This is a genomic window from Lysinibacillus sp. FN11 (assembly GCF_024628845.1).
Taxonomy (GTDB): domain Bacteria; phylum Bacillota; class Bacilli; order Bacillales_A; family Planococcaceae; genus Lysinibacillus; species Lysinibacillus capsici.
In genome coordinates this window covers 13,348-36,796 of sequence record NZ_CP102383.1, presented here as the reverse complement: position 1 = coordinate 36,796, position 23,449 = coordinate 13,348, and the positions used below count along the sequence as shown (strand labels likewise).

General features: G+C 37.9%; 27 protein-coding genes. 2 read left to right on the top strand and 25 right to left on the bottom strand.

Translation table 11 applies throughout. From position 1 onward, the window contains the following. Positions 1 to 223 precede the first annotated feature (223 nt). The gene (locus NP781_RS00210; RefSeq protein ID WP_257521125.1) at positions 224 to 622 is read right to left on the bottom strand and encodes a single-stranded DNA-binding protein; all 399 of its coding nucleotides are present in this window, start codon (positions 620 to 622) and stop codon (positions 224 to 226) included. Between the two features lie 297 nt (positions 623 to 919). On the opposite strand from NP781_RS00210, the gene NP781_RS00205 reads away from it, so the two are divergent. Together NP781_RS00205 and NP781_RS00200 are read left to right on the top strand one after the other, a co-directional pair. Further along, the gene (locus NP781_RS00205; RefSeq protein WP_202342006.1) at positions 920 to 1,345 is read left to right on the top strand and encodes a YwpF family protein; all 426 of its coding nucleotides are present in this window, start codon (positions 920 to 922) and stop codon (positions 1,343 to 1,345) included. Between the two features lie 86 nt (positions 1,346 to 1,431). Then, positions 1,432 to 2,400, top strand: coding sequence for a nuclease-related domain-containing protein (locus NP781_RS00200; protein WP_257522575.1), 969 nt, complete (start codon positions 1,432 to 1,434; stop codon positions 2,398 to 2,400). A gap of 257 nt (positions 2,401 to 2,657) precedes the next feature. On the opposite strand, the gene NP781_RS00195 is transcribed toward NP781_RS00200, so the two are convergent. From NP781_RS00195 to NP781_RS00080, 24 genes are all read right to left on the bottom strand, one after another. Further along, positions 2,658 to 3,083, bottom strand: coding sequence for a hypothetical protein (locus NP781_RS00195; RefSeq protein WP_257521124.1), 426 nt, complete (start codon positions 3,081 to 3,083; stop codon positions 2,658 to 2,660). 109 nt (positions 3,084 to 3,192) lie between these two features. Continuing rightward, positions 3,193 to 3,576 (bottom strand): hypothetical protein, encoded by a 384-nt coding sequence (locus NP781_RS00190; protein ID WP_221679381.1) that lies wholly within the window; start codon positions 3,574 to 3,576, stop codon positions 3,193 to 3,195. A gap of 147 nt (positions 3,577 to 3,723) precedes the next feature. Continuing rightward, positions 3,724 to 4,167: a 3-hydroxyacyl-ACP dehydratase FabZ gene (gene fabZ / locus NP781_RS00185; RefSeq protein WP_009371926.1), complete on the bottom strand. Its 444-nt coding sequence runs from the start codon at positions 4,165 to 4,167 to the stop codon at positions 3,724 to 3,726. 56 nt (positions 4,168 to 4,223) lie between these two features. After that, positions 4,224 to 4,514: a DNA-directed RNA polymerase subunit beta gene (locus tag NP781_RS00180; RefSeq protein WP_004269489.1), complete on the bottom strand. Its 291-nt coding sequence runs from the start codon at positions 4,512 to 4,514 to the stop codon at positions 4,224 to 4,226. A gap of 47 nt (positions 4,515 to 4,561) precedes the next feature. Continuing rightward, the gene (locus NP781_RS00175; RefSeq protein WP_221679377.1) at positions 4,562 to 5,401 is read right to left on the bottom strand and encodes a flagellar hook-basal body protein; all 840 of its coding nucleotides are present in this window, start codon (positions 5,399 to 5,401) and stop codon (positions 4,562 to 4,564) included. A 24-nt stretch (positions 5,402 to 5,425) separates the two neighbouring features. Continuing rightward, positions 5,426 to 6,259, bottom strand: coding sequence for a flagellar hook-basal body protein (locus NP781_RS00170; protein WP_221679375.1), 834 nt, complete (start codon positions 6,257 to 6,259; stop codon positions 5,426 to 5,428). Positions 6,260 to 6,280: 21 nt separating this feature from the next. Beyond that, complete coding sequence (locus NP781_RS00165) at positions 6,281 to 7,276, bottom strand: rod shape-determining protein (RefSeq protein WP_004269486.1); 996 nt, start codon at positions 7,274 to 7,276, stop codon at positions 6,281 to 6,283. A 210-nt stretch (positions 7,277 to 7,486) separates the two neighbouring features. After that, positions 7,487 to 7,747, bottom strand: coding sequence for a sporulation transcriptional regulator SpoIIID (locus NP781_RS00160; protein ID WP_004269485.1), 261 nt, complete (start codon positions 7,745 to 7,747; stop codon positions 7,487 to 7,489). 156 nt (positions 7,748 to 7,903) lie between these two features. Then, positions 7,904 to 8,581, bottom strand: coding sequence for a M23 family metallopeptidase (locus NP781_RS00155; protein ID WP_004269484.1), 678 nt, complete (start codon positions 8,579 to 8,581; stop codon positions 7,904 to 7,906). Positions 8,582 to 8,618: 37 nt separating this feature from the next. Then, complete coding sequence (gene spoIID / locus NP781_RS00150; protein ID WP_221679374.1) at positions 8,619 to 9,557, bottom strand: stage II sporulation protein D; 939 nt, start codon at positions 9,555 to 9,557, stop codon at positions 8,619 to 8,621. Between the two features lie 81 nt (positions 9,558 to 9,638). After that, a complete protein-coding gene (gene murA / locus NP781_RS00145) occupies positions 9,639 to 10,949 on the bottom strand; it encodes a UDP-N-acetylglucosamine 1-carboxyvinyltransferase (protein ID WP_004269482.1) in 1,311 nt (436 codons plus the stop codon). A gap of 464 nt (positions 10,950 to 11,413) precedes the next feature. After that, a complete protein-coding gene (locus NP781_RS00140; RefSeq protein ID WP_004269481.1) occupies positions 11,414 to 11,653 on the bottom strand; it encodes a DUF1146 family protein in 240 nt (79 codons plus the stop codon). A 75-nt stretch (positions 11,654 to 11,728) separates the two neighbouring features. Continuing rightward, positions 11,729 to 12,136, bottom strand: coding sequence for a F0F1 ATP synthase subunit epsilon (locus tag NP781_RS00135; protein ID WP_004269480.1), 408 nt, complete (start codon positions 12,134 to 12,136; stop codon positions 11,729 to 11,731). Positions 12,137 to 12,160: 24 nt separating this feature from the next. Beyond that, entirely contained in the window at positions 12,161 to 13,576 is a 1,416-nt protein-coding gene (atpD, locus tag NP781_RS00130) for a F0F1 ATP synthase subunit beta (RefSeq protein ID WP_004269479.1), read from the bottom strand. Positions 13,577 to 13,627: 51 nt separating this feature from the next. Beyond that, positions 13,628 to 14,485 (bottom strand): ATP synthase F1 subunit gamma, encoded by an 858-nt coding sequence (atpG, locus tag NP781_RS00125; RefSeq protein WP_004269478.1) that lies wholly within the window; start codon positions 14,483 to 14,485, stop codon positions 13,628 to 13,630. 47 nt (positions 14,486 to 14,532) lie between these two features. Further along, the gene (gene atpA / locus NP781_RS00120; RefSeq protein WP_004269477.1) at positions 14,533 to 16,041 is read right to left on the bottom strand and encodes a F0F1 ATP synthase subunit alpha; all 1,509 of its coding nucleotides are present in this window, start codon (positions 16,039 to 16,041) and stop codon (positions 14,533 to 14,535) included. 28 nt (positions 16,042 to 16,069) lie between these two features. Beyond that, entirely contained in the window at positions 16,070 to 16,606 is a 537-nt protein-coding gene (locus NP781_RS00115; protein WP_036076089.1) for a F0F1 ATP synthase subunit delta, read from the bottom strand. After that, positions 16,603 to 17,121, bottom strand: coding sequence for a F0F1 ATP synthase subunit B (gene atpF, locus NP781_RS00110; protein ID WP_004269475.1), 519 nt, complete (start codon positions 17,119 to 17,121; stop codon positions 16,603 to 16,605). The genes NP781_RS00115 and atpF overlap by 4 nt, the downstream gene beginning before the upstream one ends. A 173-nt stretch (positions 17,122 to 17,294) precedes the next feature. After that, positions 17,295 to 17,519 carry a F0F1 ATP synthase subunit C gene (gene atpE / locus NP781_RS00105; RefSeq protein ID WP_004269474.1) on the bottom strand — a complete coding sequence of 75 codons (225 nt, stop codon included), beginning with the start codon at positions 17,517 to 17,519 and terminating at the stop codon, positions 17,295 to 17,297. 63 nt (positions 17,520 to 17,582) lie between these two features. Continuing rightward, positions 17,583 to 18,293 carry a F0F1 ATP synthase subunit A gene (gene atpB / locus NP781_RS00100; protein WP_221679373.1) on the bottom strand — a complete coding sequence of 237 codons (711 nt, stop codon included), beginning with the start codon at positions 18,291 to 18,293 and terminating at the stop codon, positions 17,583 to 17,585. A gap of 37 nt (positions 18,294 to 18,330) precedes the next feature. Next, positions 18,331 to 18,702, bottom strand: coding sequence for an ATP synthase subunit I (locus NP781_RS00095; protein ID WP_004269472.1), 372 nt, complete (start codon positions 18,700 to 18,702; stop codon positions 18,331 to 18,333). A 537-nt stretch (positions 18,703 to 19,239) separates the two neighbouring features. Then, positions 19,240 to 20,361 (bottom strand): non-hydrolyzing UDP-N-acetylglucosamine 2-epimerase, encoded by a 1,122-nt coding sequence (wecB, locus tag NP781_RS00090; protein WP_004269471.1) that lies wholly within the window; start codon positions 20,359 to 20,361, stop codon positions 19,240 to 19,242. A 157-nt stretch (positions 20,362 to 20,518) separates the two neighbouring features. Then, complete coding sequence (upp, locus tag NP781_RS00085) at positions 20,519 to 21,148, bottom strand: uracil phosphoribosyltransferase (protein WP_004269470.1); 630 nt, start codon at positions 21,146 to 21,148, stop codon at positions 20,519 to 20,521. A 124-nt stretch (positions 21,149 to 21,272) separates the two neighbouring features. After that, the gene (locus tag NP781_RS00080; RefSeq protein WP_257521123.1) at positions 21,273 to 23,429 is read right to left on the bottom strand and encodes an EAL domain-containing protein; all 2,157 of its coding nucleotides are present in this window, start codon (positions 23,427 to 23,429) and stop codon (positions 21,273 to 21,275) included. Positions 23,430 to 23,449: the final 20 nt, after the last annotated feature.

Here is a 23,449-nt window from a genome sequence, read left to right as displayed (position 1 = left end):
ATAGTTCTTGGCGCTCTTTTAGTGGAACTTGCTACTTCTTTTCCCTACTTACTTCATCATTTGTATTTAGTTGTGTTGAAAATTCCATTGATGTGCGGTCTTCAGCAATGTTTTTTATTTGTGTTCCACATCATTCCTTTCTGTTTGTTACGGTGCAAGAAATATAAGGAGAATGGCGGATCAGATAATGAATTTCTCTTGCCCCGTATGTAAGCTATACTTGCTAAGGTAAAACAAAATCCTTTAAGTGTTCCTGTTCATTCGGTGGCTGTGGCGGTACAGTAACTGCTTCGTCACTATCTCTTTGTTTCAGTTGATAAAATCTAACATCCTCAACCACTATCTCTGTCATAAAAATCTTAGTGCTTTCCTCATTTACAAATGACCTTGTTTGAATACGGCCAGTGGCACCGATTAATGAACCTTTACCGCAATATTTAACGATATTCTCTGCAAGCCTTCCCCAAGCTGTACAGAAAACAAAATCTGTATCTACTTCCCCTTGATTGTTTTTAAAATTACGATTAATGGCTAGTGAGAAATGAGTTTGCACACGATTTCCAGATAAGTAACGTAACACCGGGTCTTTTGTAAACCTTCCAACCAATCCGACTTGATTCATTCATTCACCTCCTTTGCTTTTGATTGCTCTCATCTTACAAAATGATTCGGGTATTCGCAAAAATCAATATTGTTAATTTCCTTCAGTTTTTGTGCATAAATTGGGTAAATCGGCATTTTTATTTTTCTATTTTTTATTAATTTTCTAGCTGAATGCTTTAGCCTGTAATGGCAAATGCTATTCCATGAAATCTGCAATTTCGCAGTTTTTGAAAAACCGTCACAGGTGCGCATCACAAACAACAGCTGTCTCATGTGTTATACTAAAAGAATGACAGACTTAGGAGGAATATACATATTGAAAACCTTTAAAATGCTTTCCTTTGACCTTGTCACGAAAGATGGCGTGCAACCATTCCCTTTAATCGATGGCATCATTATTAATCAGGAAAATAGCCATCAATCTTGGGTACTTGAATTGTTTATGGAAAAACAATATCGCTCAACCTTTGATGAGCTCTTAGCGAATGCTACAGTCTTCAATGTACGTGCAGTTATTTCATTCCCAGATAATGAACCCGCTCCTTTTCAGGTGATCGTACATACTGTTGAAGATATCGGTGATCATGTTTCAGTACTATTAAAAGGTACGCTTAAAATTAAACGATCAAAATATGCAGAACAATTACTTTCCGAGCTACTTGCTGAGGGTGTTTCTTTAGAGGATTTACTGGATCGCTTTACACAAGATATGAAAAAGCGACCAAAATTAAAAAATGACTAGCGATGCTAATTTTTGCATCGCTTTTTTTGTTGGACAAGCAGTAATTTTTTTGTACAATACAATTTAAAAAAGGAGGGTTACATTTGGTGGTTGCAATAAGGAAGAAGCCTTTAAAATTATTATGGCTTGAGGCTTTGATGAGGCGCCTTTTAAAGGATGATGTAGAATTTCATTATTATCAAGAGCAGTATCGTCGACTAGATGCAGGGTTTGCTGGCGAACAAAAAGTTGATCGCGTATGGCATGAATTAATATATCCAAATACCTTTTTTGTCTTACATAATTTATGTCTTATGAACTCGGCTCAACATCTGCATCAGATTGATACGCTTTTTATTTGTCCTCATTTTATGTTGGTTGTAGAAATCAAAAACATACATGGTCGTCTTGAATTTGATCAACACACACATCAATGCATACGCACAAAGGTTGATGGTACTGTTGAAGGATTTCCAAATGCTCTTACTCAAACTGAGCGTCATAGGGGATTTCTTAAAAATCTTATTGCAAGTTATTCCCTTCCTGTTGAAGGGGCTGTTGTTATAGCAAATCCTTCCACAATCATCGTCAATTCAACTAGTACTCTCCCCATTTTTCATGCGTCCGGTCTTCATAAGTATCTCCAGTCGCTTTTTAAAAAGCACCCTAAAAAATTAATGACGGATAATCATTTAACCCAATTAGTGAACGCGCTACTTTCTAAACAGATGATTCCTCAAATTCATACATCGATTTCCCCATCACGATTTCGACACGGTGTTCTTTGTCCAAAATGTACCTATCAAAATAATATGTACTTTCATCGTGGCATTTGGAAATGTTCATTTTGTCATTATAGAAGTATAGAAATTTCCGCAGAGGCTATGCTTGATTATCGGTTATTGATTAGTCATTCTATTACCAATAAACAGTTACGAGCGTTTTTTAGAATTAATTCTAGCGATGCAGCTACTCGATTGCTACGGAAGTTTCAGTTTCCATATACCGGTACCTATAAGAATCGTGTTTACCATTTACCTGAAAACTTACTGGAGCATATGAAGAATTTTTTTTGATGGGGGTTTTGCTTAGCTTGCAGGTATTCACTCTGCTCCGCGGGTATTCACTTTGCTTCAGCGGGTATTCACTTCGCTTTCGCGGGTATTCACTCTGCTTTCGCGGGTATTCACTTCGCTTTCGCGGGTATTCACTCTGCTTTCGCGGGTATTCACTTCGCTTTCGCGGGTATTCACTCTGCTTTCGCGGGTATTCACTTCGCTTTCCTCTAAATTGAAAAAAGAGTGTTTTCCACAGAGGAAACACTCTTTTTATGTTATCGGTTGTTCATACCATCACGGTATTTTTCAGTGTTGTTTACTTTATCGTCGACAACATCATTATTATTGTTACCGTTCATGTTGTCATTACGTTCAACACCATTTACACCGTTTGCATTTGGTGTGTTGTCATAGCCGTTTGTGCCGTTCATATCGGCATTTGAACCAGGTGTTGTTGCTTCAGGTAATGTTGTATTATCGTTAACAGTACCTCGATCTACACCATTCCCATTTACATTATTGCGATCGTATGCATCGTCACGATTATTCGGATCTAATGCATCCTCGACATTGTCGACTCCTCGACGTACGTCATTCTCGACTTCTCGAACAGGGTGATCTTCTACTGCATTATTTCCCCAGTTACAACCTCCAAGGAATGCAGTTGCAAGAATAATGGTTAAAAATGACATTTTCCACATAGTAAAAAACCTCCTTTCTTGGGTACTATGTCATCAAATACATCTACTGTATTTGTGATCCTACATAGATTGCCCGAGAAAGGAGGGAACTATCCGATTTTTGTACAAACTATTTTTGTTTTTCTTTTAATAACTGTTCAATATATGCTGCCTCTGCTTTACAGTCGTAGCTATAGTTTGTGCCTAGCTCTTTTTGCAATGCCTCGATTGTTTCGACTTGCTGTGCTGTTGGTTCTTCATTTAAAATTTTGGCAATAACCTCATCGATTTTTTGTGCCATTTCTTCATGAAACTGTGCGCTCATCAATGTATCAGAAGGGATTTTTTCGATCCACGCGGCATTCTCCTGAAAATAAGTCTGCCAGTTTGCAATGAAGTCTTCCATGGAAAAGCGCTCTTCATCCCAACCAATACTTGCTAAGTATGTTTCAAAAGATGTTGAAATCGAACGAGTAATGCTAATTTTAATACCTGAAGACAATTCCTTATACATCTTAATAATCCTCCTACGTTTGTAAAACCTAAAAATTACATCTATTTCAATTCACAATCGCTTATTTACCATCGCAATTTAAGAACCTACTAATCAATTTTTGACTTGACTTTATCTATTTTATATCTTTTGGTCTACAAATGCAAATTAAGCTTGTTTAGGCTGTTCAGGCCCAATGGCAAATAGAATATCGGCTTCACATACAAGTTCTCCATCTACCGTTGCTACACCATGACCTTTACCCATTGCGCCACGAAGTTTTACAAATTCTACTTCCAATTTAAGTTGGTCGCCAGGTACGACTTGACGCTTGAAACGACAATTATCAACACCCGTTAAAAATGCTAAACGACCCTTAAATTCTTCAGCATTTAATAAAGCCACTCCACCTACTTGAGCTAAAGCTTCCACAATTAACACACCCGGCATAACTGGATAACCTGGGAAGTGCCCATTAAAAAAATCTTCGTTGATTGAAACGTTTTTTAATCCTACTGCACGCTTCCCTTCTTCTAATTCAATGATGCGATCTACGAATAAAAAAGGATAGCGGTGTGGTAAAATTGCTTGAATTTGTTCTGCAGATAACATGTCATTTCCCCCTCAAAAATTAAGTATGTATACACAAAGTAAGGTAAAGAATAATGTTATTCTTTACCATTCATAATATCAAATATATGCTGCCATGTTTCTCGTTTAAAAATATCCATAGCATTGCCTTCTCCAATAACGCTAAAGCCAAACATTGCGCCTAATGCTGCGGCAACAACGACTAAAATGAGAACAATTACAATGCGTAACCAAATCGGAATCAGTCGGATTTGCACCCATCGAACCTCGCGTTGCTCTCCAGTCGAGCGGCGTTCTTTCTTTTCTGGTTGCGGTTGCGTATCGGTTTCTTGTGTCGGCACAGAACGTCGACGTGAATCGTTTGTCATAGATTGTACTCCTCTTCATTCCTTACTATGCGTTTTTGGATAACTTGCTATCGAATGCCATTAATTAGTCCAAGCATTTGATCTGCTAATGTCACCGCTCTTGCGTTGAATTGATAAGAACGTTGTGTTTGAATGAGTTCTGTCATTTCTTTCGAGAGGTTAACATTGGACATTTCTAGTGTACCACTTTGCATGCCAATTTGCTGACGGTTGGCTCCCACAAGCTCTGTCAAAACTTCCGCCTGCGTATAGCCAAGTTCAGCTAAATTATTAGGTAATCCCATATAAGAACCGGCAACATGCTCCATTAATTGCGGCTTTTGGAATTCTGTTACAGCTAAATTCGTACGAATTATATCTCCATTTGGATAAGCTGCTTCTAATACGCCACCATCTCGAACAGCAAACTTTTGAACCGTGTCGGGTAATGTAATAGCTTGTCCTGCAGCATTAGCTACTGGATAACCCTCTGCTGTTACAAGCATAACTGTTCCATTATTCAATGGAGATAAATAAAAGTCACCTTGTCGAGTATACACTGTTTCAGTTCCATTTTCACCATCTGGCATCAAAATATTGAAATATTGTTTCGCTTTTGTGAAAGCTAAGTCTAAATCACGATTAGTTGTTTGTAATGAACCTTGCTTTTCATTGGATTTAATTTGGCCGACCATTGCACCAGATCCATAGCGAATACCAACAGGTGTTTGTCGTTCTGCGCGATCCTGCTTATCATTATTAAATTGCTGATAAAGTAATTCATTAAAGGATGCTTCCTTTGTTTTATAGCCCGTTGTATTACTGTTAGCAATGTTATTACTAATTGTATCCAGTTTGTTTTGTAATTGCCCCATTGTGTTTGTAGCTGTAATCATTGTACGTAGCATTGATAAAAGCCTCCTGTTCGCCCATTAAATTTTTCCGATTTCATTTACAGCCTTCTCCATGCTACGATCATAAGCTTGTAATACTTTTTGGTTTGCTTCAAATGCACGGTAGGCAGTCATTAAATCTGTCATTGTGCGACTAGAATCTACGTTTGACCCTTCTAAAAAGTTTTGACGTAGTGTAAAGGAAACACCATTCGCTCCATAAGCTGTTGGCAAGTTCTCACCATTTTCTGTACGAATAAGGCCATTATCTTGTTTTTGTAGCATGTTCGGGTTAGCAGCAAATGATACACCAACACGAGCTACTTGTTGATTATTTACAAAGATAGCGCCACTTTCATCTAATCGGAAATCATCATTTGGTAGCTGGATACGTTGCCCAGCATCATTTAGTACATATAATCCTTGACCGTTAACTAAATAGCCTTGCCCATCTAATGTGAAATTACCATTACGTGTGTAAGCCTCACCACCAGCAGGATGTTCTAGTCGGAAGAAAATTGAACCCGTAACACCATCTTCATTTTGTGGTAAGTTTCCATTAATCAATGCCATATCTGTTGTAAAATCAGTGTTATAGATTTGGCCTTGTATGTAATTTGGTAATGTTTCTTGTAAATATGTCCCTGTATTTAAAGCTCCAACTTGACTCATATATTCAGCGCCGGCTTGTTGATGAGCAGGAGCATTTGTTTTTCCAATGCTAGACATTAGCATATCTGGGAATGAGCGAATCGTAGATTGATCTGCCTTAAATCCTGGTGTATTCGCATTTGATAAATTATTGGTAAGTAATTCTGTTCTTCTTTGTTGCGTGATCATACCTGTTGCAACTGTATAAAATCCTTTAAACAAAGAAATCACCTCATTTTAATTTTATAAGGATGCTGGCACACGATCAATATTTTCAAGCATGATACCTGTACCAATGGCTACACAATCCATAGGTCTCTCTGCAATGAAAACAGGTACCTTTAGCTCTTCTATTAATAGCTGGTCCATTCCATGTAATAATGCACCACCACCAGTTATAATCACTCCACGATCAATGATATCGGCTGATAGTTCAGGTGGTGTTTTTTCTAAGACATTTTTAGCTGACTGGACAATCATGGCTACTGATTCATGTAGTGCACGTTCAATTTCTTCAGACTCAATTGTAATTGTACGTGGTAAACCCGTTACCATATCACGGCCACGAATATCCATTGTATCATTGCGACTACCTTTGAAAACTGTACCAATTGTCATTTTGATTGCCTCTGCAGTACGTTCCCCAATTAGCAATTTATATTCTTTTTTAATATATTGCAAAATATCGTTATCAAACACATCGCCTGCTACTTTAATGGATTCACTTGTTACGATATCACCCATTGATAGAACTGCGATATCTGTTGTTCCGCCCCCGATATCGACTACCATATTTCCACTTGGTTGGAAGATATCCATTCCAGCACCTATTGCTGCTACTTTTGGCTCTTCCTCTAAATATACTTTTTTACCACCGGATTTTTCAGCAGCTTCACGAATTGCCTTTTGTTCAACACTTGTAATATTCGTAGGACAACAAATTAATATGCGTGGTTTCGCCAAAAATCCTTTTACGTTTAATTTATTGATGAAATGTCTTAACATCGCCTCTGTCACATCAAAATCTGCAATGACTCCGTCTCTTAGTGGACGAATAGCTGTGATATTACCTGGCGTTCTCCCTACCATTTGGCGGGCTTCTTCCCCTACCGCTAATACTTTATTTGTCTTTTTATCGATCGCCACAACAGATGGTTCATTGAGGACAATCCCTTTCCCTTTAACGTGGATTAATACGTTCGCAGTCCCTAAGTCAATGCCAATATCTTTCGAAAACATTTTATAATTTCTCCTTCCCGCCAGTTCCAACTACATAACGTTCATTTTATCTCTTTATCTAGAATATTTTATCATATTCTATTGGTAATTTCACCTAAATTTAGTGAATAAGACTGTTTTCTTTTTACGCAGTGAACGGCTATAATATAGAATTACTATTCCTTAGAAAATCATCACTTATGCTTGTCCAACACAACAAAAAAGAACGAATCATTCTTGACTCGCTCTTTCTTTCCACTTGTTTTTCGTTGCTTCTCCTCCGCGAATATGACGTACGGCCTTATGGTAGGCGAGTATTTCTTTCACTTGGTCAGCTAATCCTTCATGAATTGTTGGTAATCGCTCTGTTAAATCCTTGTGCACCGTACTTTTTGAATAACCAGTCATTTTCGCGAGGACACGCACAGTCTCACGCGTCTCAATCAGTAATTCACCGAGGCGTATGCAGCGCTTCCGAATGTGCTCATGCACGTTCTTCGTCCTTTCCACACAATTTCACAAAATGCTTTGGCAATCAGATGCACATTTGCGCATTTCTTCACCTTATGTGAGGACAAAGCTATTCAGAACACGTTTTGCATTTTCTTGATAAAATGCTGACTTTTTATGCGTTACTAGCTTTTCTCATTAAAAAGCTAGTAATTTTTTCGGATTGATATATTTTCCGTTTTCAAGAATTTCGAAATGCATGTGGACGCCAGCCGCTTGATTCCACTCGTTGTCAGTCGCTTTTCCTAATGCTTGACCTTGTGTAACCTCATCGCCTTCTTTAACAGCGATATCCTTCACAGAACTATAATGTGTCTGCATACCATTTGGATGCTCGATCACGATCTTATTCCCTGTAAATGCGTCTAGTTTTACCTCTAGTACTTTACCACTCATTGCAGCTAGTACTTCAAATTCTTCTCCATTCATAGCAATAGAGATTCCAGAAGATGTAGTAAATGTTTGATTAAATACCATTAGTGCATTTTCGCGAGACTCTTCATTTGCTTCTAACTCGTAAAATTCTTGTAAGACTTGTACTTTACTAAAATTCTCTTCTTTGAATGGATACATCATGTTTTCTGTACGTGCATTCGTTTCCACTACAGGACCTGGATCTACTTCAGCTAAATCTGGTAAAGGAGCCTCTTCTACTTTTGATACGAGACTATTGTAACCAAATAACAATCCTGCTAGAACAAGTGCACCACCTGTGTAAACTACTGGCCAAAACCACGGTTTCTTTTGTAATTGGCCATTTTCCTTTTGATTTGGATCTTGGTTTTGAGAAGCTTTATTATTTTTATCCTCTCTCATTTTCATCACCTCTAGTTGCAGTGTGAACAACTAGAAGTTATTTTAAACATGCATCTATTTTTTTTATTTCAATATCTTGATAATAATAGTGTAAAATTTCGGCAGCTGTTTTCCCTTCATTTGCCATTGCCTCAGCTCCATATTGACTCATGCCCACTCCATGTCCATAACCTTGAGTTTTCACTTGAACCTTTCTTTTATTGGCATTAAAGATGATTGTGAAATCAGTTGATGGAATACCAAGGAGCGTTCTTACCTCTCTCCCTGTCCAGACGTTATTCCCTAGCTGTAAACGTTCTACTCGCCCAGAATCATTATAAAATAACTGAATACGATTAAAATCACTAGGTTGCCATTGTATAGGCCAGAGCTTATTCCATTGAGCTAAAGTCCATTCTTGTTCAGCCTCAAACTTAGGAGATGCTTGATCAGATATACTTGCAACACTTTGCAAATATGGTATATCATTTCCACCATATCCATAAGCGCTTTCTGTTTTACCATTGCTTGTTGAATGAAACATAGCTGTAATCAATTCATTATTATAAAGAATAACTTGTCCTTCTGTTTCATTGATAGCTTCGACAATTTTCTTTTCATTTCCCAGGAAATTGCTAGCCCAATTCGCCTTTCTTTGTTCTTCATCATAGAAGACTTGCTTTGCCACAGTTGGGGCGATCGCAATTTTACCGTAATTTGTCGTTTTCAACGCATATGTGCGTGCTGCAATAGCTTGTGCCTTCAGTGCCTCTTTTTTAAAAGAAACGGGCATTTCTGCAGCAACTACCCCTGTAATATACGTTTCCAAAGGGATTTTTTCTTCTTGCCCCTCCACTTCTATAAATATTTCACAAGCATTCTTATCACTAGCTTGAGGTATGATAGCCTCTTGTCTTTCACTAAACCCTACTAAAGGAAGCATATATAATGCCCCAATCAAGCAAATGACACCTATACTAATCATCCATTTTTTCATAAGGAATAATATGCTAAATTTCTTGTAGTTATGAGAAAACAAAAACCCTCTGCATAAAAAGCAAAGGGTTTTAAAATCTATTTAGTTTGTAGGCAATTCAACTGTTACATCTTCAATTGTCACTACTTCTTCTGTAATACGTTCAATATTAGCACCAAGAGATGCTAACTTTCCATGGAAATCAACATAACCACGATCTAAATGATGAAGTTTTGTGACACGTGTCATTCCTTCAGATACAAGACCCGCTAAAATTAATGCAGCCGCAGCTCGTAAATCCGTTGCCATTACCTCAGCTCCCTGAAGATTCACAGGCCCCTCGATAAACACAGAACGTCCCTCTATTTTAGCACCAGCATTCATGCGACGGAACTCCTCAACATGCATAAAACGGTTTTCGAATACCGTTTCTGTAATAATACTCGTACCTTCAGCAGTAAGCATTAACGCCATCATTTGTGATTGCATATCTGTTGGGAAACCAGGATGTGGCATTGTTTTGATATCAACTGCTTTTAGTGTTTGAGGAACTCGTACACGGATACCTTCATCCAACTCAGTAATTTCTACGCCCATCTCACGCATTTTAGCTATTAAAGCAGTCATATGCTCAGGAACTGCGTTTTCAATCACCACATCTCCTCTAGTAATAGCTGCTGCTACCATAAATGTACCAGCTTCAATACGGTCAGGAATAATATGATGCTCTACTCCATATAATGTATCGACTCCTTCGATACGAATCGTATTTGTCCCCGCACCGATTACACGGCCACCCATACTATTAATAAAGTTTGCAAGATCCACGATTTCAGGCTCTTTCGCTGCATTTTCAATTACAGTTGTCCCTTCAGCTAAAGATGCAGCTGTCATAATATTTTCAGTCGCCCCAACACTTGGGAAATCCAAATACACATTAGCCCCTTTTAAGCGACCCTCTGTCTTCGCCTCAACATAGCCATGGCCAAATGAAATTTTTGCACCCATTGCTTCAAAGCCTTTTAAGTGTAATTCAATCGGACGTGATCCAATTGCACAGCCTCCAGGAAGTGCTACACGTGCATAGCCATTACGAGCAAGTAGAGATCCCATTACTAAAATAGATGCACGCATTTTACTAACAAATTCAAATTGTGCTTCACTTGAAAGTTCTTTTGTTGCATCTATATATACGGCATTATCTTCAGGTATATATGTAACTGCTGCGTTTAAACTTTTAAGTACTTCATTTATTGTAAAGACGTCTGCTAAATTAGGGACTTCTTTAATTACATTTTCTCCTTTTGAAGCAAGTAAAGCTGCTGCAAGGATTGGTAACACTGCATTTTTTGCGCCCTCTACACGTACTTTTCCCTGTAGTTTTTGGCCGCCAGTCACTATTATTTTATCCACCCTATGTCCCTCCGAATTCAATCTATTAACCTACCAAATTTTTATTTTAATAAAGAAGTATAATGTCATAATCAGTAAACAAACAACTCTATAGTACAACTTTTCTAACGCTCGTTCAAGCGTCCAAATCACTATTTTAAGCTATTATTAGATTTTTTGCTATTTATTTATTGTACGCTGCTAATTTTTTTTTGTGAATGACCAATAACCCGTTCGCTTCTAATACATACCCAAAGATATATGAATAAAAAACAACTTTTCATTTTTTTCTATAAAAAATAAAGTGGTGGGCACCTATTATCGTACATTTATCAATGGGTATCTTGGTAGCTAATAGCGTGAAATTCATAAGAATTTAATGTATTAGCGTCTTTTTACATAGTTCAAAGGGCCACACAAATGGTATTATAAAGTCCTTTGAAGCATGTAGACCTATAAATTTATGAAAGAAAGAAAAAAATTCTTTAAAATAAATAAGGGAGTTTGCCTGACCAGCTAGATATTTGAAGAAAGAAATTTGATACTGCTGAGCCTATCGCAATACTAAGTAAAATATAAATGAGCTGAATTTGAAAAACTCGATTCTTTTTAAATAGTTTTTCGATCATAAAAGCTTGTAAGGCGTAAAAAGTAATAGCAATAAAAAACAGGTGAGATAAAATACCCAATAAAGCTTCTTGGCCAATCGCTTCATATATTTCCATGTAGCTTCCTCCATTTCTCTATATTTATTCACCTTAAAAAACGGGCAGATGCGATATCTGCCCGTTAAAAATGAATTAGATATTACCCTCATGAACGTTGATACGATTCAACGCACGTTTTAATGCTAGGTCAGCACGTTTGAAATCAATGTTGTCTTGTTTACTTTGAAGACGTCCTTCAGCACGTTTAACGGCTTCTTTAGCACGTTGAACATCGATGCTTTCAGCAATTTCAGCAGACGGCGCTAAAATTGAGATTTTTTCTGGACGAACTTCAATGAAACCACCGCTTACAGCAACAATATCAGTCGAACCGTTTTCTTTTTTAAGCTTCACTGCACCAATTGCAAGTGGAGCAACCATTGGAATATGGCCTGCAAGAACACCGATTTCTCCTGAAGTTGTTTTAGCGATTACCATTGATACTTCAGAATCGTATACTGGGCCGTCGGGAGTGACAATATTGACTAGAACTGTCTTCATATTTTTTCCTCCTCGTCCCTAGTATTAAACCTCTACGCCCATGCTTTTCGCTTTTTCAACTACTTCATCAATTGAACCAACTAGACGGAAAGCATCTTCTGGTAGGTGATCCCATTTGCCATCAAGGATTTCCTTGAATGAACGAACAGTTTCTTTTACAGGTACATAAGAACCTTTTTGACCAGTGAATTGTTCCGCTACGTGGAAGTTTTGTGATAAGAAGAATTGAATACGACGAGCACGTTCTACTGTTTGTTTATCTTCATCAGATAACTCATCCATACCTAAGATTGCAATGATATCTTGTAATTCACGGTAACGTTGGATTGTACGTTGTACACCAGTAGCAATTGCGTAGTGCTCAGCGCCTACGATTTCAGGTGATAATGCACGAGAAGTCGAAGCTAATGGGTCAACCGCAGGGTAGATACCCATTTCAGATAATTTACGCTCAAGGTTAGTTGTTGCATCTAAGTGGGCGAAAGTTGTAGCCGGAGCCGGGTCAGTATAGTCATCGGCTGGTACATAAATCGCTTGAATAGAAGTTACAGATCCTTTGTTCGTAGATGTGATACGCTCTTGTAGTTTACCCATTTCAGTTGCAAGTGTTGGTTGGTAACCTACCGCAGAAGGCATACGACCTAATAGGGCAGAAACCTCAGAACCTGCTTGTGTGAAACGGAAGATATTGTCGATGAATAAAAGTACGTCTTGACCTTGCTCATCACGGAAGTATTCCGCCATTGTAAGACCAGTTAAAGCAACACGCATACGTGCACCAGGTGGCTCGTTCATTTGACCGAATACCATCGCTGTTTGCTTGATAACGCCTGAATCGCTCATTTCGAAGAATAAGTCGTTCCCTTCACGAGTACGCTCACCTACACCAGCGAATACAGAGATACCAGAGTGCTCTTGTGCGATATTGTTGATTAATTCTTGGATTAATACAGTTTTACCTACACCGGCACCACCGAATAGACCGATTTTACCACCTTTGATATATGGTGCAAGTAAGTCTACTACTTTGATACCTGTTTCAAGAATTTCAACTGTAGTTGAAAGATTCTCGAAAGTTGGTGCTTCACGGTGAATTGAATCACGACGTGCGTCTGCTGGAATCTCTTCACCTAAGTCAATTACTTCTCCAAGTACGTTGAATACACGACCTAGTGTAACTTCACCAACTGGTACTGAGATAGCTTTTCCTAAGTCTGTTACTTCTGCTCCACGTTGTAAGCCATCAGTAGATGACATCGCAATTGTACGAACAGAATCATCACCTAAATGAAGCGCAACTTCTAATGCAAGAATTGTTGGTTCTTCATTAGGACGTTCAATCTTAACTGTTAAAGCGTTATAGATTGCTGGTAATTGGCCATTGTCGAATTTAACGTCAACAACTGGACCCATTACTTGAATAACATGTCCTTTATTCATTACTGTGTACCCTCCTATCGTATTCTTATACGACATTGGGAAGCTGCTTGCCTATTCTAAGGCTGCAGCTCCACCAACGATTTCTGTAATTTCTTGTGTAATCGCCGCTTGACGTGCACGGTTATATTGCAAAGAAAGGTCTGAAATAAGATCAGTTGCGTTATCTGTTGCATTTTTCATAGCCGTCATACGAGAAGCATGTTCACTTGCTTTTCCATCTAATAATGCGCCATAAACTAAGCTTTCCGCATATTGTGGAAGTAACACTTCTAGAATTGCTTCGCCAGATGGCTCGAATTCATAAGAAGCAGTACCGCTTGCAGGGGCAATATCTGTTAATGGAAGAAGTTTTTTCTCTGTCACTTCGCTAGCAATAGCGCTGACAAAGTGATTATAGTACATATAAAGTTCGTCATACGTACCATCAATGAACATACCAACAGCATTACGAGCGATTTCTTTAATATCAGCAAATGTTGGTTGGTCAGGTAGACCGACAACATTACTGATGACATTATGATCACGTTTCACAAAGTAGTCACGAACAACACGACCTACTGCTAAAATAACGTATTCGTCTTTTGATTTATGACGCTCGTTAATCGTACGTTGTACTTGACGTAGGATACTTGAATTGTAAGCACCTGCAAGACCACGGTCAGAACCAATGACTAAGTAAGCCGTTTTCTTAACAGGACGAGCAGTTAACATTGGATGTCCGCTGTCTTTTGTCCCTGAAGCGATCGCGCCTACTACGTCCTGAATTTTTTCCATGTAAGGAACGTAAGCTTTAGCATTTTGCTCTGCACGACGTAACTTAGAAGAAGAAACCATCTGCATTGCTTTTGTAATTTGCTTCGTACTCTTTGTTGAAGTAATACGACCTTTAATTTCGCGTAAGTTTACCACTGGTATTTCACCACCTTCTGTTTTTTAATCAAGTGACTAGCTAAGACTTATTCTGATTTAGCGAAAGTTTTTTTGAATGCATTGATTGCTGCTTCATAATCCGCATCAGGAGCAAGCTCTTTAGTAGTACGAACATGATCTAAAACGTTTGTGTGGTTTGAATCTAACCAGCTTAAGAATTCTGATTCGAAGCGAACGATATCTTGTACTGGAATATCATCTAAATGACCTTTAGTTAATGCGTAAAGGATTGCAACTTGTTTTTCAACTTTTAGTGGTTTGTTAAGGTCTTGTTTAAGAACTTCAACCGTACGTTTACCACGCTCAAGTTTAGCAAGTGTTACTTTATCTAAATCTGAACCAAATTGAGCAAATGATTCAAGCTCACGGAATGCAGCTAAGTCAAGACGTAGTGTACCCGCAACTTTTTTCATTGCTTTAATTTGAGCAGATCCACCTACACGTGATACAGAAAGACCGGCGTTAATCGCTGGACGTACACCTGAGTTGAATAAGTCAGATTGTAAGAAGATTTGTCCATCAGTGATTGAGATTACGTTAGTTGGGATGTATGCAGAGATATCCCCAGCTTGTGTCTCAACGAATGGAAGAGCTGTAATTGAACCATTTTGATATGTTTCATTTAACTTCGCAGCACGTTCAAGTAAGCGGCTGTGTAAGTAGAAAACGTCACCAGGATATGCTTCACGACCTGGAGGACGGCGAAGAAGAAGTGAAAGTTCACGGTAAGCTGATGCTTGTTTAGAAAGATCATCATACACGATTAAAACGTGTTTACCTTGTAACATGAATTCTTCAGCCATAGATACACCAGCAAATGGTGCTAAGAATAATAATGGAGCTGGTTGAGAAGCAGAAGCTGTCACAACGATTGTGTAATCTAAAGCGCCATGTTTACGAAGAGTTTCTACAACACCACGTACAGTAGATTCTTTTTGACCGATTGCTACGTAGATACAAATCATGTTTTGGTCATTTTGGTTAAGAATTGTATCGATAGCTACAGATGTTTTACCAGTTTGACGGTCACCGATGATTAACTCACGTTGACCACGACCGATTGGTACTAATGCGTCAATCGCTTTAATACCAGTTTGTAGTGGTTCGTGTACTGATTTACGAGCCATTACACCGAAAGCTGGACTTTCGATTGGACGAGATTTTGTAGTGTTGATAGGACCTTGTCCATCCACTGGTTGTCCAAGTGGGTTTACAACACGACCAATTAGTTCTTCACCAACTGGTACTTCCATGATACGACCTGTACGACGAACTTCATCGCCTTCTTTGATGTCAGTGTATGGACCTAAGATTACGATACCAACGTTACCTTCTTCTAGGTTTTGAGCCATACCCATAACACCATTAGAGAACTCTAGTAGTTCTCCAGCCATGGCGTTGTCGAGGCCATGAGCAAGAGCAATACCGTCACCAATACGGATAACTGTACCAACTTCGCTTACTTTAAGTTCAGATTCATAATTCTCAATCTGTTGTTTAATCAGACTGCTGATTTCTTCAGCCTTGATGCCCATGTATGTCACCTCTCACATTTCTAAATTATTAACCGATTAATTCACGTTTTAGACGCTCTAGTTTGTTTGCTACTGAGCTATCATAAATATGGTTACCGATTTGAACACGAATACCACCAAGTAAAGATGGATCAACTTCGTTTGTAATATTTAAAGATTGTTTTCCAACAAGTTTCGCGAACGCTGCTGAAATATTAGCGCTTTCTTCTGCAGAAAGTGCACGTGTTGAAAATACTGTTGCATCTGCAGTGCCTTGTGCTTGCGCAGCAAGTTCAGCATATGCCTTAGCAATTTGTGTCATCTCGTTTACACGTTTTTTCTCAACTAGAAGTTGAACAGTGTGTAAAACTTCTGGTGTTGCACCATTAAAGATATCAGCTACCATTTGTTTTTTTCGTTCGACGGAGAACTTAGGTGCATTTAAAAGCGTTAAAAAATCAGGAGATTCTTTTACTACTTTTGTTAGTTCACTTAAGTCTGCTCCAACTTCAGTAAGAATATTTTTTTGTTGCGCCAATTCAAAAAGCGCTTGAGCGTAACGTTTTGCTACAGTTGAATTACTCATCGAGCTTCCCCTGCCTTCGCAATCGTCTCTTCAATTAGAGCACGGTTGTCTGCCTCAGAAATCTCTTTGCTAAGGACTTTAGATGCTGCAAGTACAGATAATGAAACGACTTCATCACGTACAGCTGCAATAGCTTTTTCTTTTTCAGACTCAATTTCACGTAAAGCCGATTCTTTTAAGCGGTTTGCTTCATTACGAGCTACAGTAAGAATTTCTTCTTTTTGTAATTCGCCTTGCTTTTTAGCGCCCTCAACAATCGATTGTGCTTCTGTACGAGCTTCCTTAAGAAGGCTCTTTTGTTCTTCTAAAAATTGGTGCGATTCTTTGCGCGCTTTTTCAGCTGCTTCGATTTCACTCGCTACTAATTCTTCACGTTGTTGCATGATGCCCATAAGTGGACCCCAAGCGAATTTCCTAAGTAGTAACATTAATCCGATGAAAATAACTAATGTTGCGATGATATCTCCACTATTAAATCCAGCGCCTGCACCTAGTACAAGATTATCTAAAAACACGATTGTTTCACTCCCTTCAAGAGCTTTAACTTCAACATAATTTAGTTACTTAAAAAACTACCTATTTTAAAAAGCTATATTTGCACATAGCTTTTATCTGTTCCAAAATGAAGGGCGAAGTTTCATCTGGAGAATCCTGCTTCGCCACTAGTAAAATTCAGTGTTCAACTGAATTATTTGTTCATAACGATGAATGCTACTACTACTGCGATGATCGGTAGGGCCTCAACTAATGCAACCCCGATGAACATTGTAGTTTGAAGAACGCCACGAGCTTCTGGTTGACGAGCGATACCTTCTACTGTTTTTGATACGATAAGACCGTTACCAATACCTGCACCAAGTGCACCTAAACCGATTGCGATTGCTGCTGCTAATAAACCTAATGAACCTGTCATTTGAAAATTTCCTCCTTGGAATTGTTTGTTTTTGTAGTTCAAGCATAGTATATATGCTTTATATTAATGGTCATCGCTCACTTTATGAGCCATGTAAACCATTGTTAACATTGTGAAGATAAAGGCTTGGATAAAGCCGATGAAAATTGAGAAACCTTGCCATGCCATCATAGGAACGATTGCTCCGATGAATCCCATGGCACCTGATGATGCTAAACCTGCAAGTAAGGCTAGTAAAATCTCACCTGCGTAAATGTTACCGTAAAGACGTAGACCTAATGTTAATGTGTTTGCAAATTCTTCTACTATTTTAAGTGGGAACATGAATGACATTGGTTTAAAGAATGTACCAACATAATGACCTGAACCCTTCATTTTTACACCATAGAAGTGCGTTAAGACTAATATCATTGCTGCTAACGTCATTGTTACTGTAGGGTCAGCTGTTGGTGATTTCCACCATAGCGTGTGGTCATAGATGATAGAAAAAGGAAGACCCAATAAGTTAGATACTGCGATAAACATAATTAACGTAATACCTAAAACATGGAATCGTCCACCAGTTTTCCAATCCATGTTGCTTTTGATGATATTCTTTACGAAATCCATAATCCATTCCATAAAGTTTTGCATACCAGTTGGTTTTAGTTTTAGACTTCTAGTTGAAATAAAGGCAATTAAAAATACGATAATTGCTGCAACTAGTAACATCATAACTGTTGATAAGTTAAATGTTAAAAAACCGACTTCTAGTAACGGAGCTTTGTGATCCATTGTTATTTTTTCACCTCTCTTTCTAATTTAAAGCACATTAGCGGTTCCTTACATGTGACACAATTCTCTCGACAAAGAGAAAAACGTACGGAATCATTAGCCCTATAACCGTGCTAATTAAGTGAAAATAGTTTGGCAACGAAATGGCTATTGCGACTGCCGCAACACCTGATCCAAAGCGAAGCGCTGTACCAAGTGAGCCTATTTTCTTCCCTTCACTAATGGATCTGTCAAACTTCTCCATACGCCGAACTAAAATCCAAAAATTATACGTACCAAAGAATGCACCGACTGCGATGCCCGCAAAAACAGTTTGATAGGGGGTAAATCCCCAGCCTAATGCGCAGAGTGCAAGCAAAAAAAATAACGCCCTCTTCTGCACAGCAAAAATGTGATGCAAATCTAGCATTGGTTGTAATCTCCTGAATCATTTTTTCGAGTAATGAAAACGTTTGCTGACCACTATGTGAAATCAGAAAAGAGCAGTGAAAAGCACTACTCACAGCGGAATAGTAATGGGAGAGTCATTTCAATTACAGGTGTAAATGCCCAAAAAAATAACTTACACCCCTTACCGACTCGGTAAAAACCGAAACGCACAAAACGTTGCAAATCGACAGTTTTATTTTGAACTGTCAATTTAGTAGAAAGTTGATATAACAAGTGTTTCAACGTCCTATTTATGAACAGAAACCCTTATCATTCTTACCCTTTGTAAGCATACAATAGGTGATATTTGAAGTCAATTGGTAAAGGAGAAAAACTTCACAGCCTCTATACTCTTGTCAAATTGTTGACAAATTTGTGTATGAAATTTCATAGTTTCAAAATTTCTCAACCTTCTCACGCATAAAAAAAGCTAATTTACGACAAGATTATGCTCGTAAATTAGCTTACCCATTTCAACAGGTACATTAGACTTATTTTTAATATAAAATATAGTATATTAATTAGTTTTTTGTAAAAATCCTAGCAATGCTTCAACAATACGCTTAGATGCATGTCCATCCCCATATGGATTTGATGCTTTAGCCATTGCTTCATAGGCATTATTATCTGTTAGTAATTCCTTTGCTAAGGCGTAAATTGTTTCTTCTTCTGTTCCTGCTAGCTTTAATGTTCCTGCTGCAATCCCCTCTGGGCGTTCTGTCGTATCTCTAAGAACAAGCACTGGCTTCCCTAATGAAGGTGCCTCTTCTTGTACACCGCCCGAATCCGTTAAGATCATATATGAATTTGCTGCAAAGTTATGGAAATCAAATACTTCAAGAGGCTCAATTAAATGCACTCGTTTATTATTCCCTAAAATTTCATTAGCAATTTCTCTTACAGCCGGATTCATATGAACAGGATAAACAACTTGAACATCCTCATGTTCTGCGAGTATTCTGGTAATCGCTTTAAACATATGGCGCATTGGTTCACCAAGATTTTCGCGACGATGTGCCGTTAATAAAATCATGCGATCCTCGCCAATTTTATCTAGTACAGGATGCGTGTAGTGTTCACTGACTGTTGTTGCTAATGCATCTATTGCTGTATTACCTGTAACAAAAATCGTCGCTGGATTTTTATTTTCATCTAAAAGATTCTTTTTAGATACTTCAGTTGGCGCAAAATGCAAATCAGCCATCACGCCTGTTAGTTGGCGATTCATTTCCTCTGGATATGGTGAATATTTGTTCCATGTTCGCAGTCCCGCTTCTACATGTCCTATAGCAATTTGGTTATAGAACGCAGCGAGACTTGCAATGAAAGTCGTTGCTGTATCACCATGTACCAAAACGATATCTGGTTGTGCTTCCTTCATTACTTTATCTAAACCCTGTAATGCATTTGTCGTTACATCTATTAATGTTTGGCGATCCTTCATTATATTTAAATCATAGTTTGGTGTAATACTAAACGTCTCTAATACTTGATCGAGCATTTGGCGATGCTGTGCTGTTACAGTTACAATTGATTCTATTTGCTTAGGATACTTTTGTAACTCCAAAACAAGAGGAGCCATTTTAATTGCTTCTGGTCTTGTACCAAAAATCGTCATTACTTTCCATTTTTTTGTCAAAACGATCTGCACCGTCCTTTTTGTTATTGTATGGTAAGGTAAATCTCCCATCGACGAGAGATTACTTACCTACACATACTATGAAACGCCCTTCAAATTGAAGGACGCTTACACAAGTTATTAGTTTCCTAAATGAGGAAATTTCATGTATGGATGTTTATTTTGTACCGAATAGACGGTCTCCGGCATCACCTAAGCCTGGTACAATATAACCATGGTCATTTAATTTTTCATCAAGTGCAGCAATGTAAATATCTACATCCGAATGTTCTTCTTGAATAGCTTTTACACCCTCTGGTGCAGCGATTAAGCACATGAATTTAATGTTTTTAGCTCCACGTTTTTTCAGTGAATGAATTGCCTCCACTGCAGAACCACCAGTTGCAAGCATTGGATCTACAATGATGAAATCACGTTCTTCAACATCAGCAGGAAGTTTTGCGTAATATTCAACTGGTTTTAATGTTTCTGGATCACGATAAAGACCAATATGACCAACTTTTGCAGCAGGGATAAGCTTTAATACACCATCTACCATACCGATACCTGCACGTAGAATCGGTACGATTGCAAGTTTTTTACCAGAAAGTACTTTTGTTTTTGCAATTGTTACAGGTGTTTCAATTTCAATTTCCTCTACTGGCATATCACGTGTAATTTCAAATGCCATTAGTGTTGCCACTTCGTCTACTAACTCACGAAATTCTTTTGTTCCTGTATTCTTGTCGCGAATATAAGTTAATTTGTGTTGGATTAGTGGATGATCAAATACATAGACTTTGCTCAAAGGGATTCTCTCCTCACCGTTCGGATTCATTTTTATCTCAACTAGTATAACAGAAAAAAGGAGTCGCCTCAAAAATAAATTTAGGCGAACTCCATTTGTCATCTATTCTTTTGTCAAAACTATGTTACTGATCAAGGATTATATCTAATTGTTCAATTGGCATTGGCTTGAAATAGAAGTATCCTTGTCCTACTGTGCATCCTAGCGCACGTAGAATCTCAACCTGTTCCTCTGTCTCTATGCCCTCTGCCACTGAAATCATTCCTAAATTTAATGCTAACTGAATGATAGAGCGAACAATAGCCAGTGTTGCTGGATCTTCTATAGCATTGATGAAGCTACGATCAATCTTTAGTTCAGCAAACGGTAGTTGTTGCAAATAGCTTAACGAAGAAAAGCCTGTGCCAAAATCATCTACGGATGTTTTAAAGCCATAGCTCTTTAGCTCTTGAATGATCTTATAGGCTGATTGAAAATCTACTAAACCAATATTTTCTGTCACCTCTAAGATAATATAGCTAGGGTCAATATTATACTTCCGCACAAGTTTCAGTGTATCCTGAACAAAGTGCGTGTAGTAAAAATGATCGGGTGAAATATTGACTGCTATTTTCACTAATTTCTTTCCTAGGCGTTGTCGTTCTGAAAGCCATGAGAGTACCGTCTCTAAAATAAGTACATCAATTTCTCGAACCTTACCAGCACTCTCTGCTACTGGAATAAAGACTGCTGGTGAAACAAAACCCAATTTTGGGGAAATCCACCTTGCAAGTGCTTCAATACTTTGAATATCCCCATTGCGTAAATCTACTTTAGGCTGTAAGTGTACTGTTATTTCTTTATTTTTAATGGCTTCTGACAAATGATTTAAGACTGTCATCTTCTGTACAAGCACATCATTTTTCTCTGTTGTAAATATTTCAGTATGTGTACCTGGCCTATCGATTGCAAAGGATAACGCATTATCTGCAAAACGAATCGCATCATTAATATTAATGTCATCACTATAGGAAGCAATTCCTGTTTTTAATGTAATATAGATTTGCTTTCCTCCTATAATAAATGGTTGGCGAATCGTTTCTTTTATTCTCATCTCATAATCATGTAAATCTTCATGAAGTGACATTGTAGTCATAATCAAACTAGAGCTTGTAAATCTAGCAACATACTCATTACTTTCTGATTTGTCTTGCTCAAGACGTTTGGCAAGTTGTCTTAAAAGTTCATCACCAATTTCACGGCCATACAATTCAACTACTTGATGAAATTCACTCGGTTTTAATATTTTAATAAAGCCGCTTTGACCCTGCTGAACTTCTCTTTCAATCGTATTAACAAAGCTGTGACGATTAGGTAGACCTGTTGTAATGTCTGTATAGGCTAAATCCCAAATTTTTTTCTGCGTCCTTGCATATGAATAAGCCAATGCAACAAGAGCACCCATTTTTCGAAACAAATTTTTAAGCATTTGGTCACTTTGTGTTTTTTGGCTAAATATCGAGAAAACACCTATTACTTGCCGCTGTTGATTACGTATAGGGATAAACCATCCATGCGGCTTTTTAGCTAGCGAAGCATATTGCTTATGTTCTTCAGGAATATTCACTTCATCTAAATTCTCTATGAAAGTAGAGGTTTCTGATTGCATGACCTTATTAAAGAAATCATTGTTTGCACAACATCTTGGTACGCTCTTTGTTTGATTATCTCCTATGAAAACTTGTAATTGGTTTACTTCTGTTTTTATAAGCACCATACTTGCAATATTTGGCATGAAAAATTCATCGAGGCCTTGACAAATAAGCTTCATCTTTTGCTCGAAAGTAAACTCCTTCTCAATTGCCCTGTACATATCATTTTCTAAACGCATTAAGAAGTCTTCCGTATGATAATATGTAACATCCTTCACAAATACTAAAACAAATTGCGTTATATTTGCCTCATTGCAAAATGGTAATGCTTGTATTTCTGCCCAAAAGGGAGGTTTATCGATGCCATTATGATATAGCTTCGCCTGCACCATTATGCCGTTATGTATTTTTTCTTTAATCATTTCAATGGTTGTCTTTTTTTCATCCATTGATAGCCATGAAAAATAATCAGTATTGAGAATTTGTGAACGTGCAGCATTAGTAAGCATACAAAAAGAATCATTACACTCTACTATGCAATGATGCTTCGTCGCATCAAAAATAACGTAGCTTTCTTTCGAATTATTCCCTAATTTGCGAATGCTGTTTAATAATACATCATAATCTGTGTTTAACGATTTAGTGACCATCTAACCCCTCCTTTTCTATC

Excerpts from the sequence above, each read along its gene's own strand:
- NP781_RS00210 (WP_257521125.1), bottom strand. The coding sequence starts at position 622 with ATGAATCAAGTCGGATTGGTTGGAAGGTTTACAAAAGACCCGGTGTTA.
- NP781_RS00195 (WP_257521124.1), bottom strand. The coding sequence starts at position 3,083 with ATGTGGAAAATGTCATTTTTAACCATTATTCTTGCAACTGCATTCCTT.
- NP781_RS00190 (WP_221679381.1), bottom strand. The coding sequence starts at position 3,576 with ATGTATAAGGAATTGTCTTCAGGTATTAAAATTAGCATTACTCGTTCG.
- fabZ (WP_009371926.1), bottom strand. The coding sequence starts at position 4,167 with ATGTTATCTGCAGAACAAATTCAAGCAATTTTACCACACCGCTATCCT.
- NP781_RS00180 (WP_004269489.1), bottom strand. The coding sequence starts at position 4,514 with ATGACAAACGATTCACGTCGACGTTCTGTGCCGACACAAGAAACCGAT.
- NP781_RS00175 (WP_221679377.1), bottom strand. The coding sequence starts at position 5,401 with ATGCTACGTACAATGATTACAGCTACAAACACAATGGGGCAATTACAA.
- NP781_RS00165 (WP_004269486.1), bottom strand. The coding sequence starts at position 7,276 with ATGTTTTCGAAAGATATTGGCATTGACTTAGGGACTGCGAACGTATTA.
- NP781_RS00155 (WP_004269484.1), bottom strand. The coding sequence starts at position 8,581 with ATGAGAGAGGATAAAAATAATAAAGCTTCTCAAAACCAAGATCCAAAT.
- spoIID (WP_221679374.1), bottom strand. The coding sequence starts at position 9,557 with ATGAAAAAATGGATGATTAGTATAGGTGTCATTTGCTTGATTGGGGCA.
- NP781_RS00140 (WP_004269481.1), bottom strand. The coding sequence starts at position 11,653 with ATGGAAATATATGAAGCGATTGGCCAAGAAGCTTTATTGGGTATTTTA.
- NP781_RS00135 (WP_004269480.1), bottom strand. The coding sequence starts at position 12,136 with ATGAAGACAGTTCTAGTCAATATTGTCACTCCCGACGGCCCAGTATAC.
- atpD (WP_004269479.1), bottom strand. The coding sequence starts at position 13,576 with ATGAATAAAGGACATGTTATTCAAGTAATGGGTCCAGTTGTTGACGTT.
- atpA (WP_004269477.1), bottom strand. The coding sequence starts at position 16,041 with ATGGGCATCAAGGCTGAAGAAATCAGCAGTCTGATTAAACAACAGATT.
- NP781_RS00115 (WP_036076089.1), bottom strand. The coding sequence starts at position 16,606 with ATGAGTAATTCAACTGTAGCAAAACGTTACGCTCAAGCGCTTTTTGAA.
- atpE (WP_004269474.1), bottom strand. The coding sequence starts at position 17,519 with ATGACAGGTTCATTAGGTTTATTAGCAGCAGCAATCGCAATCGGTTTA.
- atpB (WP_221679373.1), bottom strand. The coding sequence starts at position 18,293 with ATGGATCACAAAGCTCCGTTACTAGAAGTCGGTTTTTTAACATTTAAC.
- NP781_RS00095 (WP_004269472.1), bottom strand. The coding sequence starts at position 18,702 with ATGCTAGATTTGCATCACATTTTTGCTGTGCAGAAGAGGGCGTTATTT.
- NP781_RS00080 (WP_257521123.1), bottom strand. The coding sequence starts at position 23,429 with ATGGTCACTAAATCGTTAAACACAGATTATGATGTATTATTAAACAGC.